Source organism: Allokutzneria sp. NRRL B-24872, from assembly GCF_002155965.1.
Lineage (GTDB): Bacteria > Actinomycetota > Actinomycetes > Mycobacteriales > Pseudonocardiaceae > Allokutzneria.
The window spans coordinates 1-15642 of the sequence record NZ_MUMH01000103.1 but is presented as its reverse complement, the minus strand read 5'-3'; the positions used below and the strand labels follow the sequence as shown (position 1 = coordinate 15642).

17 protein-coding genes are annotated in these 15642 nt (G+C 70.6%); 7 read left to right on the top strand and 10 right to left on the bottom strand.

What is annotated here, in order from left to right; genetic code table 11:
- Positions 1–23: 23 nt before the first annotated feature.
- Positions 24–212 (bottom strand): hypothetical protein, encoded by a 189-nt coding sequence (locus CCN37_RS25170; protein WP_143261795.1) that lies wholly within the window; start codon positions 210–212, stop codon positions 24–26.
- Positions 213–311: 99 nt separating this feature from the next.
- Between CCN37_RS25170 and CCN37_RS25165 the strand changes: the two genes are divergently transcribed.
- Positions 312–1466 (top strand): CdaR family transcriptional regulator, encoded by a 1155-nt coding sequence (locus CCN37_RS25165; RefSeq protein WP_143261794.1) that lies wholly within the window; start codon positions 312–314, stop codon positions 1464–1466.
- Between the two features lie 4 nt (positions 1467–1470).
- Here CCN37_RS25165 and CCN37_RS25160 read toward each other — a convergent pair whose 3' ends face one another.
- Complete coding sequence (locus tag CCN37_RS25160) at positions 1471–2205, bottom strand: bifunctional 2-polyprenyl-6-hydroxyphenol methylase/3-demethylubiquinol 3-O-methyltransferase UbiG (protein ID WP_086825347.1); 735 nt, start codon at positions 2203–2205, stop codon at positions 1471–1473.
- Between the two features lie 57 nt (positions 2206–2262).
- Here CCN37_RS25160 and CCN37_RS25155 point away from each other — a divergent pair, with 57 nt between their 5' ends.
- From CCN37_RS25155 to CCN37_RS25145, 3 genes are read left to right on the top strand one after another with little or no spacing between them, the layout of a single operon-like run.
- Positions 2263–3096: a ParA family protein gene (locus CCN37_RS25155; RefSeq protein WP_086825345.1), complete on the top strand. Its 834-nt coding sequence runs from the start codon at positions 2263–2265 to the stop codon at positions 3094–3096.
- Positions 3093–3722, top strand: coding sequence for a LysE family translocator (locus CCN37_RS25150; RefSeq protein WP_086825343.1), 630 nt, complete (start codon positions 3093–3095; stop codon positions 3720–3722). The genes CCN37_RS25155 and CCN37_RS25150 overlap by 4 nt, the downstream gene beginning before the upstream one ends.
- Before the next feature lie 7 nt (positions 3723–3729).
- Positions 3730–4518: a DNA-formamidopyrimidine glycosylase family protein gene (locus CCN37_RS25145; protein ID WP_086825341.1), complete on the top strand. Its 789-nt coding sequence runs from the start codon at positions 3730–3732 to the stop codon at positions 4516–4518.
- A 211-nt stretch (positions 4519–4729) separates the two neighbouring features.
- On the opposite strand, the gene CCN37_RS25140 is transcribed toward CCN37_RS25145, so the two are convergent.
- From CCN37_RS25140 to rimO, 7 genes are all read right to left on the bottom strand, one after another.
- Positions 4730–6007: a uracil-xanthine permease family protein gene (locus CCN37_RS25140; RefSeq protein WP_210408187.1), complete on the bottom strand. Its 1278-nt coding sequence runs from the start codon at positions 6005–6007 to the stop codon at positions 4730–4732.
- A 158-nt stretch (positions 6008–6165) separates the two neighbouring features.
- Positions 6166–7002: a hypothetical protein gene (locus CCN37_RS25135; protein ID WP_086825338.1), complete on the bottom strand. Its 837-nt coding sequence runs from the start codon at positions 7000–7002 to the stop codon at positions 6166–6168.
- A gap of 7 nt (positions 7003–7009) precedes the next feature.
- Positions 7010–7831 carry a PspA/IM30 family protein gene (locus tag CCN37_RS25130; protein ID WP_086825336.1) on the bottom strand — a complete coding sequence of 274 codons (822 nt, stop codon included), beginning with the start codon at positions 7829–7831 and terminating at the stop codon, positions 7010–7012.
- 242 nt (positions 7832–8073) lie between these two features.
- Entirely contained in the window at positions 8074–8523 is a 450-nt protein-coding gene (locus tag CCN37_RS25125; RefSeq protein WP_086825334.1) for a helix-turn-helix domain-containing protein, read from the bottom strand.
- Positions 8524–8678: 155 nt separating this feature from the next.
- Positions 8679–9146: a CinA family protein gene (locus CCN37_RS25120; protein WP_086825496.1), complete on the bottom strand. Its 468-nt coding sequence runs from the start codon at positions 9144–9146 to the stop codon at positions 8679–8681.
- Positions 9133–9732 carry a CDP-diacylglycerol--glycerol-3-phosphate 3-phosphatidyltransferase gene (gene pgsA, locus CCN37_RS25115; RefSeq protein WP_246843284.1) on the bottom strand — a complete coding sequence of 200 codons (600 nt, stop codon included), beginning with the start codon at positions 9730–9732 and terminating at the stop codon, positions 9133–9135. The genes CCN37_RS25120 and pgsA overlap by 14 nt, the downstream gene beginning before the upstream one ends.
- Positions 9729–11174, bottom strand: coding sequence for a 30S ribosomal protein S12 methylthiotransferase RimO (gene rimO, locus CCN37_RS25110; RefSeq protein WP_210408186.1), 1446 nt, complete (start codon positions 11172–11174; stop codon positions 9729–9731). The genes pgsA and rimO overlap by 4 nt, the downstream gene beginning before the upstream one ends.
- A gap of 102 nt (positions 11175–11276) precedes the next feature.
- Here rimO and CCN37_RS25105 point away from each other — a divergent pair, with 102 nt between their 5' ends.
- The 3 genes from CCN37_RS25105 to CCN37_RS25095 all read left to right on the top strand — a co-directional run bounded on the left by CCN37_RS25105 (position 11277) and on the right by CCN37_RS25095 (position 13181).
- On the top strand, positions 11277–11810 hold the full coding sequence (locus CCN37_RS25105; protein WP_086825332.1) for an amino-acid N-acetyltransferase: 534 nt from the start codon (positions 11277–11279) through the stop codon (positions 11808–11810).
- Positions 11811–11906: 96 nt separating this feature from the next.
- The gene (locus tag CCN37_RS25100) at positions 11907–12428 is read left to right on the top strand and encodes a phospholipase (RefSeq protein ID WP_086825330.1); all 522 of its coding nucleotides are present in this window, start codon (positions 11907–11909) and stop codon (positions 12426–12428) included.
- 318 nt (positions 12429–12746) lie between these two features.
- Complete coding sequence (locus tag CCN37_RS25095) at positions 12747–13181, top strand: phospholipase (RefSeq protein ID WP_086825328.1); 435 nt, start codon at positions 12747–12749, stop codon at positions 13179–13181.
- A 169-nt stretch (positions 13182–13350) separates the two neighbouring features.
- On the opposite strand, the gene CCN37_RS25090 is transcribed toward CCN37_RS25095, so the two are convergent.
- Entirely contained in the window at positions 13351–15630 is a 2280-nt protein-coding gene (locus CCN37_RS25090; RefSeq protein ID WP_168200853.1) for a DNA translocase FtsK, read from the bottom strand.
- Positions 15631–15642 lie beyond the last annotated feature (12 nt).

The window sequence follows — 15642 nt, the reverse complement described above, 5'->3', positions numbered from 1 at the left end:
GCTCTCGTTGTGCACGTGCACAATCAGCACATGACCGCGCAGAGCGCGTCGCAGACGCCGGGGAGCTTGCAGACCTTGCCGCACACCTGGTTGCACACGCCCGCGCGCTCGGCGGGCTGGGCGCACCTCGGTTCGGCCGACGCCGGGGACACCCCCGCCGCCACCAGGACGAGAGCGCACAGCACTGATTTCGCCATCAACTTCATCGTCATCGCCTCCTCAGCGGCGAAGCTAGCCCCGGGCAGGCGCGCCAACAGCGGTTTTCCTCCGGTCGAGGGAAGGACGTCACCGGTGTGGCTAGGGTCGCGCGCATGAGTGAGCCAGGTCGGCGGACGTTGGCGCGGATCAGCACGTCACTGCTGCCGAAGGTGCCGGAGCTCGCCGAGGAGCTGTGCGATCTGGTCTGGGCCGCCGAGTCGGAGATCTCCGCGGCCGTCACGCTCTCCCGCGCCGACCTGTTGCGCACCTGCGTTGTGCACCTGACCGAGATCCTGGGTCAGCTCGGGACGGCCGAACAGCTCGACCTGAGCGTGCCCGCCGACAACGGCCGCGAGCGCGCGCTCCAGGGCATCCCGTTGCCCGCCGTGCTGCACGGCTACCGCATCGGCACGCAGTACATCTGGTCGAAGCTGCGCGCGGAGGCCGACCGCATCGGCGAGCACGCGCGGGCGGCACTGCTCGACCACGCCGACGAGCTGTGGCTCGGTCTGGACCGCTATTCGGAGGCGTTCCAGGAGTCCTACCGCCGCACAGTGGCGGAGCGGGCGCGGCGCTCCGACCAAGAGCGCGCGGCGCTGCTGCACGTGCTGATCACCGGGACCACCGACCCCGGGCGCCTGGCCGACGCCGCGGAGGGCTTGGCGCTGCCCCGCGTCGGCCGCTTCCACGTGGTGGTGGCCGATCCCGAGAACGAGCTCGACCGCTCCGAACGGCGGCTCCGCGAGCTGGGCGTGCACTCCGTCTGGCGGCACACCGATGAGGACCGGATCGGTGTGCTGTCGCTGCCGAAGCTCGACCCGCACGGCCTCGACCAGGCGCTCAGCGGCGGCCGGGTCGGCGTGAGCCCCGGCTATGAACGAATCGACGAGACGTTCGCAGCGGTGCGCCTGGCCCGGCTGACCGCCGCGGGCATCGAAGCGGGCCGCGACGAGGTCCGCCACCACGGTGTCCAGCCCGTCGCCACCCTGATAGCGGGCGCCGCCGACATCGCGCGCGACCTGGCCGACCGCCTGCTCGGCCCGCTGCGGGAGCTACCAGAGCAGGACCGTGTGGTGCTGCTCGACACGGCGTGGCGGTGGTACGAGCACGGCGGCTCGACGACCGAGACCGCCAAGGCGTTGTACTGCCACCGCAACACCGTTCGCTACCGCATGCAGCGCGTCGAGCAGCTGACCGGCCGTTCGTTCAGCGATCCCCGGCACTCCGCCGAGCTGTTCGTGGCGCTCCAGGCGCTCCGGCTCGGCTGAGGGTTCAGGCGGGGCGGCGGGCCAGCGCGTGCAGGCGGGTGGCCAGATCGCGCAGCGGCGACCGCGCGGCGGCGGCCAGCTCCAGCTCGGCGAGGGCTTCGGTGGCGCCCGGAGTGGCCTCCAGGACCGCGCCCGGCACCAGGTCGCTGAGCACTCCGTGCCCCTGCAAGACCTCAACCCTCAGCCCACCACCGGTGAGCAGTTCCTCAAGTCCGTCGAGGTCGAAGCGCCGCAGCAGCGGATCGGCCGCGCCGACCCTGCCGTTGGGATCGTCGAGCAGGCGCCGCGCGTCGGCCACCCGTCCAGCGAGCGCCCTGCCCAGCACCGCGGCGTAGCGGTTGGCGACCAGGACCGACACCACGCCGCCGGGGCGCAGGGCCTCGGTCATCGCGGCGACGGCGAGCTGGACGTCGTCGACGACCTCCAGCACCCCGTGCGCGAGCACCACGTCAGCGCCGCCCACCGGGGCCAGCTCGCCCAGTGTGGCCATGGTCTCGGTATCGCCCTGGACCCCGATCACGAGGTCCGCGACACCGGCGTCCTTGGCCCTGCGGTGCAGCGTGGCCAGCGCGTTCGGGCTCGGCTCGATCACCGTCACCCGGCAGCCCCGCTCGGCCAGCGGAACGGCCCAGACACCGCTGCCCCCGCCGACGTCGAGGACCTCGGGTGCCGCGCCCCTGCGCTGCCGCGCGGCCTGGAGCTCGGCGTCCAGCACGCGGTGCACTGCGTCAGGTCGCATGACCGGAAAGCCTAATCGAGCACTCCGCGCGGTTGTGTCAGGCCGTAGGCTTCACGCGTGCATACGGTGGCAGTGCTGAGCCTCAAGGGTGGTGTTGGCAAGACGACCGTGGTGCTGGGCCTGGCTTCGGCGGCCCTGCGACGCGGAGTCCGCACCCTGGTGGTCGATCTCGACCCCCAGTGCAACGCCACATCGGCGCTTGAGCCGGAGGAGACCGAGGCCAGCCTCTACGACGTCCTGGAGAACCCGACCCGCTCGACACTGCGCGCCGCCATCGCGCCGAGCGGCTGGGGTGAGGAGATCGACGTCCTCGTCGGCACCGAGGACGGGGAAGCGCACAACGACCACGACCCCGGCGTGAAGCAGCTGCACCGGCTCTCCGACGCGTTGGCCAAGGTCAACGGCGTGCTGGCCGAGGACGAGCTGCCCTACCAGGTGGTGCTGCTGGACTGCCCGCCGTCGCTGGGCAGGCTGACCCGCTCCGCGCTGGTCGCGGCCGACCGCGCGCTGCTGGTCACCGAGCCGACGATCTTCGCCGTCTCCGGGGTGCAGCGCGCCTTCGAGGCGGTGCAGGACGAGCGGGCGAACAGCAACCCCGAGCTCCAGCCGCTGGGCGTGGTGGTCAACCGGGTGCGCCCGCGCTCGCACGAGCACCAGTTCCGGATCAACGAGCTGCGCGACATCTTCGGCCCGCTGGTGATGCCCGTCTCGCTGCCCGACCGCCTCGCGGTGCAACAGGCCCAAGGCGCGTGCACACCCATCCACCAGTGGGGTACCCCAGGGGCGCGCGAGGTGGCGCTGGCGTTCAACCTGCTGCTGGCGCGCGTGCTGCGCTCCGCCCGGGGCCGCCGCAAGGAGCAGGACCTGGAGGACTTGGAGGCGGAAGTGTGAGCACCACGGCGTTCCTCACCTACCTGGCAACGGCGCTGCTCGTGATCATCACGCCGGGGCTGGACACGATGCTCGTGCTGCGGCACGTGGTGACCGGCGGGCGGCGCGGCGGGATGGCCGCTTCGGTCGGTGTCTCCCTCGGCAGCCTGACGTGGGGAGCGGCGAGCGTGCTGGGCATCACCGCCCTGCTGACCGCGTCCCAGCTCGCCTACGACGTGCTGCGCTACGCGGGTGCGGGCTACCTGATCTGGCTCGGCGCGTCCGCGCTGTGGAAGTCCCGCCGTCCCGCAGCCGCCTCCTCCGCAGAGGTCACCAGTGCTGCGACGAGTGCGTGGGGTTCGGTGCGCGCCGGGCTGCTGAGCAACCTGCTCAACCCCAAGGTCGGCGTGTTCTACCTGAGCCTGCTGCCGCAGTTCCTCCCCGCCACCGGTGACACCACCGGCTGGGCCGCGCTGCTGATCCTGACGCACGCGGGCTCCGGCCTGCTGTGGCTGTTCGGTGTCGTGTGGCTGGCCACCCGCGCAAAGCGACTGCTCGCCCGCGAACGCGTGCGGCGCTGGCTCGACCGGGTCACCGCGACCGTGCTGGTCGGGCTCGGCGTGAAGCTGGCCTTCGAGAACCACTGACGCTTCGATGCCGGAAGGGGACACGGTCTTCCTCGCGGGCAAGCGGCTCAACGACGCCCTTGCCGGGCAACGGTTGCAGCGCGGAGAACTGCGTCATCCACGACTGTCCACAGTGGACCTCGCGGGACGTGTCGTGCTCGAAGTGCGCCCCGTCGGCAAGCACCTGTTCTTCCGCTTCGACGATGCGTGGAGCTTGCACACGCACTTCCGGATGGACGGTTCGTGGCACCTCTACGCGCCCGGCGAGCGGTGGCGCGGGCCTGGCCACCAGGTGCGCGCGATCCTCTCCACGGAGCGGCGCATCGCAGTGGGTTTCCGCCTGCACGACATGGAACTCCTTGCCACAGCTGAGGAATCCCGCCTAGTCAGCCACCTCGGCCCCGACCTGCTCGACCCCGCGTGGAGCTCCGCGCACGAGGCCGAGGCCGCACGCAGGCTCGCCGCCGATCCCTCCCGCGAACTCGGCCTGGCCCTGCTCGACCAGCGCGTGCTGGCGGGCGTAGGCAACCTCTACAAGGCCGAGGTCTGCTTCCTGCTCGGCGTCTCCCCGTTCGCCCCCGTGTCCACTGTGGACACTCCACGCGCGGTGGCGTTGGCCCGCAAGCTGTTGCTGCGCAACGCACTCCGCCCCGAGCAGTCCACCACGGGCGAACTGGCGCGCGGTCGCCAGCACTGGGTCTACGAACGCGGAGGCCGCCCCTGCCGCCGCTGCGGCACCCCCGTCCGCCGCACCGTGCAAGGCACCGGCGTCCAGCAGCGCAGCACCTACCACTGCCCCACCTGCCAACCCGGGTGACCCAGTCCTCAAGCCCCGCGGTCGCCAACCCCGTGCGCCCCGTGGTGGGGGCGTACCCAATGCGGCATTGGTTACGTCTGACGAAACAAATGCCACATTGGGTACGTCGCGGTGACGGCCGGACGGTGGATGGGGCGAGCTGTCCCAACGGCCCGTTTGACGCGTTGAACGCACTGAACGGGTCGTTCAGGGCATTGGCGACGGACGCGAGCTAGTCCGCGGCGGGCGGGGTGGGGGTCTTGCGGAGGTTGCTGAGGCCGCGCATCACCGGGTGCAGCACGATGATCATCAGCGATCCCCACGCGATGCCGCCGATGGTGGCCCCGAAGACGGTCAGGGTCAGGTTGCCGATGCCCGCGACCAGGGCGACCCCGCCGACCATGAGGTTCACCGGGTCGGTCAGGTCGATCTTGTTCTCCATCCAGATGCGCACGCCCACCAGGCCGATCAGCCCGAACAGGACCATGGAGGCCCCGCCGAGCACCCCGGCCGGGATGGTGTTGACCAGCGCGCCGAACTTCGGCGAGAACGCCAGCAGCAGCGCGGTCACCGCGGCGATCATGTAGGCGGCGGTGGAGAAGACGCGGTTGGCGGCCATCACGCCGATGTTCTCCGCGTAGGTGGTGGTGCCGCAGCCGCCGCCGGAGCCGGCCAGCGCGGTGGCGAGGCCGTTGCCGATGAGCACGTCACCGGCGCTGCCGTCGAGGTTGCGGCCGGTCATCGCCGCGACGGCCTTGACGTGGCCCAGGTTCTCGGCGACGAGCACGATCACGGCGGGCAGCATGCTGAGCACGATCTCGGGCTGGAACTCCGGCGCCACGAACGGCGGCATCCCGATCCAGTCGGCGGTGTGCACGGCGGCCAGCCGCGCGGGGTCGAGGTTGCCGGAGACGGCCGCGATGACCCAGCCGGTCACCACGCCGATCAGCACCGCGATCCTGGAGAGGAACCCGCGCAGCAGCGCGGTGGCCAGCAGCACGGCGAGCAGGGTGAGCGCGGCGAGGCCCGGGTTGGCGTTGAAGGACTTCACCGCGTCCGGGGCCAGGTGGAAGCCGATCAGGATCACCACGGCACCGGTCACCACCGGCGGCATGATCGACTCGACGAGGCGGGCGCCGAGCGCCTTCACCGCGACGCCGACCATGGTGATCAGCACGCCGGAGATCAGCAGCCCGCCGGTGCGCCCGCCCAGCGACGCGGTGTCGGCGGCGGTCAACGGGGCGACGTAGGTCTGCGAGGAGCCGAGGTAGCAGGGCACCCGGCCGCGGGTGATCACCAGGAACAGCAGGGTGCCCAGGCCGGAGAACAGCAGCGCGGTGGTCGGGGGCAGGCCGGTGAGCAGCGGGACGAGCAGGGTGCCGCCGAACATGGTCACGGCGTGCTGGAGCCCGAAGCTCATGGTGCGCGGCCAGGTCAGCCGCTCGTTCGGCGCGACCACGTCTCCGTCCGCGAGGTGGCGGCCGTCGCCGTGCACCGTCCACAACGCCACAAGGACCCCTCCAACGCGGGATTGAGCAGGAGCCGAAGAGTGCCGGGAACCACCGGCGCCCCACCCGGAAGAGCAACGTTAGCACCGTATGTAATCAAATCGAGATAGGGGCGCGATTCGTCGAACTGACGCGGTTTTTCCAGCTCAGACGGGGTTTTTTAGAACTTGCCGTTGCCCGAGGCGAGTTCACGCAGCGCCGAGGCGAGACCGGCGAGCCGGTCGGTGGCGTCCTCCAGCGCGTGCATGGGTCGCATCGTCGAGCTCTCGGCCACGGCACGTCCCGCGGCGGCGACGAGACCGCGGTAGCCCTCGACGCCTTCGACGAGTTCGTGCAGCAGGCGGGCGACGGCGGCGTCCAGCCCGGCGCGCTCGTGCTCGGGCGCGACGTCGCGGGCCTGCTCGACCGCGCGCAGCTGGGCGGCGACCTCGCGGATCGCGATGGCGGCCTCGGCGGCGATCGCCCTGGACTCGCCGACGGACTCCAGCGGAACCGGGGGAACCCCGTTGCGCGGCGTGGCGAGCTGGGTGAGCAGGTCGGAGAGCAGGGCCTCGGCCTCGGCGAGCTCGCGCATCGGACCGCGAGCGGCGGAGGAGGAGGGCGGGAGCGTGGGCGGCGGCGCCGCGGGCTCCGGGAGCGGGGTCTTGTGCAGCTTGTAGGAGCGCACCCCCGCCGAGGTCGCCGCGGCGGCGCTGAGCACGGAGACCGTGCCGAGCGCCGCCTCGGACAACTCCAGGCTGCCGGGGTCGCCCCCGACGAAGAACGCCACCACGCCCGCGGCTGCCGCGAGCGTCGTGCGGAACCAGACCCGGCGCACCGAGCGCTTGCGCTGGCGGATCATCTTGGCGCGCGGATCGCGCCAGGCCGAGAGCTTGCGCTGGACGCCGTCGACCGCGTCGGCGGCACCGCGCAGGTGCTTGGTCAGCTCGCCGCTGTTGCGCAGCTGCTTCACCACGAGCTCACCCAGCTTGTTGAGCTCGTCCCGTCCCGGCGCCACCGCGGCCTCAGCCCTGCTGCGGGTTCTGCGGCAGCTGGGTGGTGGCCTGGCTGGGCGCGGGCGCCGGAGCGGCCGCCTGCCCACCGGTGACCTGCGGGGTGGCCGAGCCACCGCGCATGGAGGCGCGGATCTGCTCCAGCCTGGAGGCACCGGCGAAGTCCGCGGTGGACTGCTGGACCTCCAGCATCCGGCCCTGCACCGAGTCCTTGGCGAGCTCGGTCTGGCCGAGCGCGGTGGAGTAGCGGCGCTCGATCTTCTCCCGCACCTCCTCCAGCGAGGGGGTGTTGCCGGGCGCGGCGAGCTCGCTCATCTGCCGCAGCGAGCTGGAGACCTGCTCCTGCATCTTGGCCTGCTCCAGCTGGCTGAGCAGCTTCGTGCGCTCGGCCAGCTTCTGCTGCAGCACCATGGCGTTGCGCTCGACGGCCTGCTTCGCCTGCCCCGCGGCCTGGATCGCCGAGTCGTGCAGGCTCTTCAGGTCCTCCACCGACTGCTCGGCGGTCACCAGCTGGGTGGCGAAGGCGGTCGCGGTGTCCTCGTACTGCCGCGCCTTCTCCTCGTCACCGGAGGCGCGCGCCTGGTCGGCGAGCACCAGCGCCTGGCGGGCGGAGGCCTGGAGCTTCTCGACCTCGCCGAGCTGGCGGTTGAGCTTCATCTCCAGCTGGCGCTGGTTGCCGATCACGGCCGCCGCCTGCTGCGAGAGAGCCTGGTGCTGGCGCTGAGCCTCCTCGATGGCCTGCTGAATCTGCACCTTCGGGTCGGCGTGCTCGTCGATCTTCGACGAGAACGCCGCCATCAGGTACTTCCAGAACTTCACGAACGGATTGGCCATCTCCTCCGCCTGCCTTCTTCGTGCGACCCTGCCGCGGCCCAGCCCCGTGACTACGCCCCATGACCAGGCGTTCACCCGGTGCTGACATCCATCGTGTCAGGTGCTCGTCCCGGCTTCCACCGGCCCCCACGGATATCAGGGTCGAGCCCGACACGATTCAGGGAACAACCCCCGACCACCCATTCTCACCCTAGGGGCGAACACACCGGGGCGGTTCGGGGGTTTTCCCACCTGTGACCTGATCAGGCCGCTACGACAACACCACGGGAAACGGAGTTGGTGATCTTCTGGGTCAGCTGGGTCCGCAGAACGGGCTGGAGCCGGAGGTCGGAGAGGTCGTTGCCGACGATCGCGGGCACCAGCGAGCCCGCGTCGATGCCCCCGCGCTCCGCGCTCGCCTCGGCCGGGACCCGCCGCTCCGGCCTGACCTGCGACGGCGCCGGGATGGTGACCGGCTCGCCCGCGCGGATGTCCGCGGCGACCTCGCCGAGCAGCTCCGACAGCGGCAGGTCCAGCGCTCCGCAGATGGCGGCCAGCAGTTCGCTGGAAGCCTCCTTGCGGCCGCGTTCGACCTCCGAGAGGTATCCCAGGCTCACCCGGGCGGTCCGCGAAACCTCGCGAAGAGTACGGCGTTGGTCGGTGCGGGCACGGCGCAGCCGGTCCCCCAGCGCCTCCCTCAGCAGCACGGTCATCGCGTGCCTCCCTTCAAGCCTTCAGCAAGCCCGAGCCTCACGGCCGTGCCGAACACGGTACCCAGCGTCTCCGACACCGGAAGTGCGCAATGGTGCTCGTCCGCCAAGGGCGAACGTTATCCATTCCCCTGATGTTCCGAACGGAGTTACCCCGATCAGGTCATGACGTGGCTCGCGAGCACTGTCAGTGCGGCATCGCGAGACGCCGCACGCACCGCGTGCCTGTCACCTGCACAACGCAGGGTGACGACGCTTGGTTCCCGGTCCGCGTGCGCGAGGCCGATGTGCACCGTGCCCGGTGCGACGCCGTCCTGCGGATCGGGCCCGGCCACGCCGGTCAGCCCGAGCCCCCACGTCGCGCCGCAGCGCAGCCGCGCACCCTCCGCGAGCTGGGCGGCGACCTCCGGGTGCACCGCGCCGTGCTCGGCGAGCAGGTCCGCGTCCACCCCGGCGAGCGAGGCCTTCAACTCGGTGGCGTAGACGATCAGCCCGCCGCGCACCACGGCACTGGAACCGGGGACATCGGTCAGCGCGGCGCAGACCAGACCGGCCGTCAGCGACTCCGCGGTGGCGACGGTCTCCCCTCGCGCACGCAGAGCGGTGATCAACTCAGTGGGACTCACGCTCACGGGCACCGGCCCTCAGTCGAAGCGCCTGGACGATGTAGTCGAAGCCGGTGACGACGGTGACCACCACGGCGGCGCCCATCATCGTCCACAGCAGCGGGTCGAAGCCGCTGGGCAGCATCGGCAGGTAGAGCCCGATCGCCAGGATCTGCAGCAGCGTCTTGACCTTGCCGCCGCGGCTGGCCGGGATCACGCCGATCCTGATCACCCAGAACCGCAGCAGCGTGATGCCCAGCTCCCTGGCCAGGATCGCGATGGTCACCCACCACGGCAGGTCGCCGAGCAGGCTCAGCCCGACGAGCGCGGCGCCGGTCAGCGCCTTGTCCGCGATCGGGTCGGCGATCTTGCCGAAGTCGGTGACCAGGCCGTAGCGCCGGGCGACGCTGCCGTCGATGCGGTCGGTGATGGAGGCGAGCGCGAACACGCCGAAGGTCATCCAGCGCCAGTACTGGTCGTGGCCGTCGCCGACGAACAGGGTGACCAGGAAGACCGGCACCAGCGCCAGCCGCAGCATGGTCAGCAGGTTGGCGATGTTCAGCAGCGGCACGGGTGTGGCCGCGGCGGGCTCACCCCCGCCGCTCACGCCGAGATCCCCGGCACGATCTCCAGGGGCTCGACGACGAGGTCAACGCCTTCGGCAGCGATCACCTTGGCGCGCACCAGCATTCCGACTTCCAGGTCCTCGACGGCCAACTCGTCCGAGTCGGCGAAGACGCACTCGCCGTCGACTTCCGGCGCCTGGTGCTCGGCGCGGCCGGTGCAGTCGGACTCCTCGGAGGCCAGCTGCTCGACGAGCACCAGCACCTCCTCGCCGACGCGCTCCTCGGCGCGCTGCGTGGTCAGCTGCTCGGCCAGCGCGGAGATCCGGGCGACGCGCTCGTTGACGACGTCCTCGGAGAGCTTGCCGTCCAGCTCCAGCGCCTCGGTGCCGTCCTCGTCGGAGTAGCCGAACACGCCGATGGCGTCCAGCCGCGCTCCGGTCAGGAAGCGCTCCAGCTCCGCGAGGTCCTCCTCGGTCTCGCCGGGGAAGCCGACGATGACGTTGGTGCGCGCGCCCGCGGACGGCGCCTGCTCGCGGATCTGCTCCAGCAGCGCCAGGAACGAGTCGGTGGAGCCGAAGCGGCGCATCCGGCGGAGCACGCGCTCGCTGGAGTGCTGGAAGGAGAGGTCGAAGTACGCGGCGACACCGGGGGTGCTCGCGATCGCGGTCACCAGGCCGGGGCGGGTCTCGGCGGGCTGGAGGTAGGAGACGCGCACGCGGTCGATGCCGGGCACGGCGGCCAGGCGCGGCAGCAGCTTCTCCAGCGCCCGCAGGTCACCGAGGTCCTTGCCGTAGGAGGTGGAGTTCTCGCTGACCAGGAAGACCTCGCGGACGCCCTGGGAGGCCAGCCAGGTGGTCTCGGCGACCAGCTCGTCGGCGGTGCGCGAGACGAAGGAGCCGCGGAAGGACGGGATGGCGCAGAAGGAGCAGCGGCGGTCGCAGCCGGAAGCGATCTTCAGCGGCGCGACCGGGGAGTCGTCGAGGCGCTTGCGGTTGGCGCTGACCACGCCGGGCACCCAGCCGTGGCCGGGGACGGAGACGTCGGAGGTGGCCTTGGGGCGCTCCACCGGGCTGATCGGCAGCAGGGTGCGGCGGTCGACCGGCACGTGCGAGGTGACCTCGCGGCCCGCGACCACGTCGTCCAGCCGCTCGGCCAGGTTCGGGTAGTGGTCGAAGCCGAGCACCGCGTCGGCCTCGGTGAGGTTGTCGGCCAGCTCCTTGCCGTAGCGCTCGGCGAGGCAGCCGACGGCGACGACCTTCGCGCCCGTGTCGGAGGCCGCGAGCAGCGTGTCGACCGAGTCCTTCTTCGCCGACTCGACGAAGCCGCAGGTGTTGACCACCACCACGTCGGCCTCGGCGTCCGGGTCGACCAGCTCCCACCCGCCCGCTCCGAGCCGACCGGCCAGCTCCTCGGAGTCGACCTCGTTGCGGGCGCAGCCGAGGGTCAGCAGAGCGACACGGCGGGAAGAGGGGGGCGCAGACACGCGGGTCAGGGTAACCGCCCGCACCGACTCCCTCCGACCACACCACTCCCACGCGCGCGTTGCTGGGCGAATGATGATCGGCGGCAGGCGTAGGCTGCTCGCGTGTCGATCGATCCGGAGATCTCCGGGGTCACCGTCCGCCGAGCCAGGACGAGTGACGTTCCCGCGATCAAGGCGCTCGCGGACAAGTACGAGGGCGTGCTGCTGGACAAGGACCTCGTCACCCTCTACGAGGACGTGCAGGAGTTCTGGGTCGCCACCGACGCCAGCGGGTTCCTCGGCTGCGGCGCGCTGCACGTGCTGTGGGAGGACCTGGCGGAGATCCGCACCATCGCGGTCGAACCGGCCGCCAAGGGCAAGCGCATCGGCCACCGGATCGTGAGCAAGCTGCTCGACGTCGCCGACGAGCTGGGGCTGAGCCGGATCTTCGTGCTGACCTTCGAGACGGGCTTCTTCGGCTCGCACGGCTTCGTGGAGATCGACGGCACGCCGGTCACCCCGGAGGTCTACGAGGAGATCCGCCGCTCCCCCGACGTCGGTGTCGCGGAGTTCCTCGACCTGCCCTACGTCAAGCCGAACACGCTCGGTAACTCCCGGATGCTGCTGATGCTGGCCGACCGCGTGCGCGATCGTTAGGAAGCATTCCCCATTCGGAGCTGTTCTCCCAGCTCATCCGTGCCGTAACTAGATGGGTGTGCGCATCTGTGCGCCCGAGCACGGAGGGAGACCACGATGAGGACTTCACGAGGCTTCCAGCGACTGGCGCCCCGGGTGAGAGCCGGTGTCACCGCGATCGTCGCGCTGGCGCTGTCCCTCGCCATGGGCGCGGGCACCGCCCAGGCGATCGACGTCCGCGCGGTCACCGACGACTACATGTTCTCCAAGTCCCTCGCCGAGTTCGGCCAGATCCGCCTGGCGCGCCCGTACGACGGCGAGCTGGACTGGTCGACCGACGGCTGCACCCTGGCCCCGGACCGGCCCTTCGGCTTCCAGGTGCTGCCCGCCTGCCACCGGCACGACTTCGGCTACGGCAACTTCACGTGGCAGGGGCGATTCGACTCGGCGAACCGGCTGCGGATCGACAACAAGTTCCGCGACGACATGTACCTGATCTGCGGCGGGAACTGGGGCTGCCGTCGGGTGGCCGACATCTACTACTACGCGGTGCGCGCTTTCGGCGGCAGCGGCAGCACGGCCGACGCGCTCAACCGAAGTGACGTGAAGGCAGCCGCGAGGGCGGCGGCGACACGTTAGTCAGGGTCACGTTTTGGCATCCCGCACACATCGGTCACTTGGGGCTGCCAGAACGCCCCGAACACGCCCTGTGCAGCGACAATAGGCCAACAGTGTGATCGATGACTCACCCCAACGGCCTAGCGCGGGGTGCCCGTGGCCGCATGGTCGTACAAACGGACCAGCAGCGAACGGCTCACGACTTTCGGCCCACCGAGAATTGATCACCATCCCTTTTGTCGAATCCTGTTCAGGATTTTTTAGAGCGCGCTACCGATCGGCGGCCCGGCCAGGTAGGAATCCCGGTGTTATCTACCTCACCCTGCGAGGAGAGACTTCATGACCGGTTCCATCCGCTCCGCCGCCCGGGGCACGCTCGTGGCCACGGCACTGGCCATGGGCGTCACCATGGGCGCGGGCACCGCACAGGCTGTCGACATTCGGGCGGTCACCGACCAGTACCTGTTCAGCCACTCGCTGAGCCAGTTCGAGAACACCAGGAACCAGAAGCCCTACGACGGGCAGCTGGACTGGTCCTCCGACGCCTGCTCGTGGTCGCCGGACAAGCCGGTCGGCTTCAACTTCAAGCCCGCGTGCCACCGGCACGACTTCGGCTACCGCAACTACAAGAAGCAGCAGCGGTGGAACTCCGACGCCAAGCTGCGGGTCGACAACAAGTTCAAGAGCGACCTCTACGGCATCTGCGGGTCCAACTGGGCCTGCAAGCGGATCGCGGACCTCTACTACGCCGCCGTCCGCAAGTGGGGCACCTGATCCCACCGCACACCGGAAGGCCCACCCGCTCCCTGCTCGGGTGGGCCTTCTTCATGCCCCAACGCGCGCGGAAGTGGTCCAGACCCTTCCCGTTTCGTACCGGTAGCGGGATTTGGGAGCGCTCTCTTTCCCGAGTGGAGTACGAAACGGGTTTTGGCGTGGGCGGGGGTTAGTCGTCGTCTGCGGGGCCGCCGCCGCGGATGGAGTAGAGGACGGAGTCGAGCTCGTCGGGCTTGACGAGCACCTCGCGGGCCTTGGAGCCCTCCGAGGGGCCGACGACGCCGCGGTTCTCCATCAGGTCCATCAGCCTGCCCGCCTTGGCGAAGCCGACGCGAAGCTTCCGCTGGAGCATCGACGTGGAGCCGAACTGGCTGGTCACGACGAGTTCGACGGCTTGCACCAGCACGTCGAGGTCGTCGCCGATGTCCGGGTCGATCTCCTTCTTCTCGCCCGCCTTGGCCGAGGTGACGCCGTCGGTGTACTCCGGCTCCGCCTGCTCCTTGGTGAAGGCGACCACCGAGTTGATCTCGTCGTCGCCGATGTAGGCGCCCTGCACGCGCACCGGGCGGGAGGCGCCCATCGGCAGGTAGAGCGCGTCGCCCATGCCGATCAGCTTCTCCGCGCCGGGCTGGTCGAGGATGACCCGCGAGTCGGTCAGCGAGGACGTGGCGAAGGCCAGCCGGGACGGCACGTTGGTCTTGATCAGGCCGGTGACCACGTCGACCGAGGGCCGCTGCGTGGCCAGCACCAGGTGAATGCCCGCCGCACGGGCCTTCTGGGTGATCCGGACGATCGCGTCCTCGACGTCGCGGGGCGCGGTCATCATCAGGTCGGCCAGCTCGTCGACGATGGCCAGGATGTAGGGGTACGGGCGGTACTCCCGCTCCGAGCCGGGCGGCGCGGTGATCTCCCCCGACTTCACCTTCCGGTTGTAGTCGTCGATGTGCCGGACGCGGTTGACCTGCATGTCCTGGTAGCGCTGCTCCATCTCCTCGACCAGCCAGGCCAGCGCGGCGGCGGCCTTCTTCGGCTGGGTGATGATGGGCGTGATCAGGTGCGGGATGCCCTCGTAGGGCGTCAGCTCGACCATCTTCGGGTCGATCAGGATCATCCTGACCTCCTCCGGGGTGGCCCTGGACAGCAGCGAGACCAGCATGGAGTTGACGAAGCTGGACTTTCCGGAGCCGGTGGAGCCCGCGACCAGCAGGTGCGGCATCTTGGCCAGGTTCGCGGTGACCATGTGGCCCTCGATGTCCTTGCCGAGGCCGATCACCAGCGGGTGGTGGTCCTTGGCCGCGGTCCCGGACTTGAGCACATCGCCGAGGCGGACCATCTCGCGGTCGCTGTTGGGCACCTCGATGCCCACGGCCGACTTGCCCGGGATCGGGGCCAGCAACCGCACGTTGTCGGTGGCCACCGCGTAGGCGATGTTCTTGGTCAGCGCGGTGATCTTCTCGACCTTCACGCCGGGGCCGAGCTCGACCTCGTAGCGGGTCACGGTCGGGCCCCTGGTGAAGCCGGTGACCTGCGCGTCGATCGAGAACTGGTCGAGCACGCCGGTGATCGCCTCGATCATCGCGTCGTTGGCGCGGCTGCGGGCCTTGGGCGCCTCGCCCGTGGTCAGCAGCGTCATCGGCGGCAGCTTGTAGTCGCCCTCGACGGGGCGCATCGCCAGCTTGGCCGGCGCCTTGTCGACGACCTGCGGGGTCTCCTTGACCGGGCGCGCGGGCTTGGCCGGCTCACGCGGCACGTCGTCCAGGCTGAGCTGGTCGTCCTCCTCCGGCGCGGTGGCCTGGCGGCGCCGGGAGGGCTTGCGCAGCCGCACCGAGGCCGGGTCGACGTCGTCGAAGAGGTCCTCGGCGTCGACCTCCTCCGAGCCGTCGTCGTAGGGCTCGCCCTGGGTGAGCGCGCGCAGCCGCCCGGGGAGCTCGCGGATCGGCGTGCCGGAGATCAGCAGGCCGCCGCGGATCACCAGGAGCAGCAGCAGCGGGACGGTGACCCAGGTGGTCAGCCCCTGGGAGAGCGGATCGCCGATCGCGTAGCCGATCGCGCCGCCGCCGGTCATCCAGCCGTCGGAGCTCTGCGGGCGCGCGGTGAAGATGTGCAGCAGCCCGAGCACGGCCAGGGTGACCAGGATCGAGCCGAGAACGGTGCGCAGCCGGGCTTCGGGAGTGCTCTCGCGGACCATCACGGTGATGCCGATGCCGAGCATCAGCAACGGGAGCACCACGGCGCCCGCGCCGATCACGCTGCGAACGGCCCAGTTCAGACCCTCACCGACCGGACCGCCCGCCTGCCACCAGACCCCGGCGGCGGAGATCACCGCGACCGCGATGAGCAACAGGCCGACCGTGTCGCGGTGGTGGGCGGAGTCGATCTCCTTGGTGCGCGCGGGCTGGGGACTGGTCGCCAGGGGTGTCGGCGGGCTGGCCCGAACCGTCGCGCGCACCAAGGCGATCGA